General features: G+C 65.4%; 1 pseudogene. It reads left to right on the forward strand.

Going from position 1 to position 801, the window contains the following annotated elements:
• Positions 1-801 (forward strand): annotated as a pseudogene (locus QJT78_RS51755) (IS5-like element ISBj2_B family transposase); the annotation flags it as partial.

Raw genomic sequence — 801 nt, forward strand, 5'->3', positions numbered from 1 at the left:
CACCGGCGAAGAGTTTTTCCAGCACGTTTTCCCGCATGAGCGCTCAGACCTGAGCCACTGGCGCAAGCGGCTCGGCGACAAGCTGGAGCGGTTGTTGGCCGAGAGCCTTCGCGTGGCGCACGCGAGCGGTGCGTTGCGCAGCCAGGACCTCAAGCGGGTCACGGTCGACACGACCGTCCAACCGAAGGCCATCAGCTTCCCGACCGACGCCAAGCTGCTGCATGCAGCGATCCGCGGGTTGAACCGCCTGGCGAGGAAGCACGGGGTCAGGCTCCGGCAATCCTATGTTCGCGTGGCCAAAAGCGCGGCGATGATGGCGGGCCGCTACGCTCATGCCAAACAATTCAACCGGCATCAGCGACAGCTGCGCATCCTGCGCAGCCGGCTGGGCCGGATCATCCGCGACATTCGCCGCAAGACCGAGGGCCAGGCCGCATTGGAGGGGGCATTCGCCCTGCCGCTGAGCCGAGCCACCCAGATCGGCTCGCAGCAGCAGCGCCAGCGCGGCTGGAAGTTGTATTCCTTCCATGCTCCGGAGGTCGAGTGCATCGGCAAGGGCAAGGCCGCCGCCCTATGAGTTCGGCGTGAAGGCCTCCATCGTCACCAACAACCAAAGAGCTCCGGGCGGCTTGTTCGTGCTCCACGCCTGCTCGCTGCCGGACAACCCCTACGACGGTCACACCCTTCGCAACGTCATCGAGCGCACCGAGAGCCTCACCGGCTGCCCGATCGAACGGGCCTATGTCGACAAGGGATATCGCGGCCACGACACACAAAATCCCCGCCGCGTCTTCATCTCGG

The sequence above is a fragment of the Bradyrhizobium sp. Mp27 genome, assembly GCF_029953005.1.
GTDB classification, from domain to species: Bacteria; Pseudomonadota; Alphaproteobacteria; order Rhizobiales; family Xanthobacteraceae; genus Bradyrhizobium; species Bradyrhizobium barranii.